This is a genomic window from Vibrio sp. 10N.247.311.51 (assembly GCF_041467855.1).
Lineage (GTDB): Bacteria > Pseudomonadota > Gammaproteobacteria > Enterobacterales > Vibrionaceae > Vibrio > Vibrio coralliirubri.
Genome location: NZ_JBFSVK010000073.1, coordinates 1 through 1,347 on the forward strand (window position 1 = coordinate 1; position 1,347 = coordinate 1,347).

Consider the following 1,347-nt stretch of genomic DNA (forward strand, 5'->3'; position numbering starts at 1 on the left):
CCTTTTATCGTGATGTTTGGTAAAGAAATAATCTCTCGGATAAAATCAATCACGCGATTTGGCATCACACCTTCTCTGAGATCGCCAAGCTCAACCATAATAATGATACCGTGACAGCAATTTTGTTGTTCCGCTGCATGTGAAAGCCTCTGAATCACTTCAACTTCAGAGTTTAAACTCATATCACTGTATTTTATTACGCTCGCCACTTGACTGAGCATGGGTGTACGTATCAGCATTTTAGGGATAGCAATGCCAGATTCAGTCATCTTTTGAAGATTTTCGATTCTTGAATCGGCTAACATTGTTGCGCCAGCATCAATAAGAACTTGTGCGATGATAGGGTGGCCGAGGAAGGCTTTTGTTACAGGCGTAACGGATATATTTTTCAGTGAGAGCTGAGAAATCAGGAACTGAGCGTTATGATGAACTTTCCCACAATCGATGTCTAACCTAGGGTAGTTCACCCTTTTTCGGCCAGTTTACTTGCTATTATAGGAAAGGCTGACGTTACGATGTGCAGTAGATGTTCAACAGGCTGTGACAAGACATCAGTAACCGGTAAACCAAATTCGGTAGTGTAAGTGTCTATCGCACAACGTGTTTCATCCAACGACATATCTTCATGATTCAGTGTTAGTCCAATAACATTGGTATTAGAAAACGTTTCGATAAGATTGATTTCTGAGGCAATCGAAGGCATTGAGCAATCAGGAAAATCACTACGATATAAACGTTTAGGGGCATGTTGCAGTATCACACCCGTTGGACAACTGCCACGTAAGATAAAAGCGCTGGTTGAAAACGCAGGGTGACTCAAGGCTCCTTGCCCTTCAATAATAATCAGATCCGGATTTTCTTTTTCATAGGCCTGTACAATGACAGATTCCAACTCACCGGCACAAAATTGTGAAGGGACAGCATCGAGTGCAACGCAGTATTGTGCGCCTTGCATAATACCTGTTTGACCAGTGGCAATCAGAACGACGTTAAGGCCTTTTTTAGTCAGTTCATTCGCCAATATTGTTGCTGTTGTTCGTTTTCCTAGCGCGCAATCCGTCCCCATTACAGCAATTCTCGGACATTTAACGTTGTGTATTTTTCCGCTAAACGTTTTCAGATCGCCTTTACTTTTGGGTTTGCGAGTATCGAATATTCGAACGTTATTCTTTAAACTGGCTTCTAAAAATAGAGGATCATCGGTTAGGAATTCATGTAAGCCATTTACGATGTTCATTCCTAGTGACATGGCATTTAAAATGATGCTTTTATCTAAGTCAGATAAAAAGCCGCTTGATGGCGCAATGCCAAAAATGAAGTAATCAGGAATGCTTTCTGCGTGAATGA

Annotated in this window: 2 protein-coding genes; both read right to left on the reverse strand. The window is 41.4% G+C overall.

What is annotated here, in order from left to right; translation table 11 throughout:
- The coding region (locus tag AB6E85_RS25800) for an alanine racemase (protein WP_372144817.1) at positions 1 to 467 on the reverse strand (467 nt) is incomplete at its 3' end.
- Positions 464 to 1,347, reverse strand: an 884-nt coding sequence (locus AB6E85_RS25805) for a DUF1611 domain-containing protein (protein WP_372144819.1), incomplete at its 5' end; no start/stop codon positions are given. The genes AB6E85_RS25800 and AB6E85_RS25805, both read right to left, overlap by 4 nt.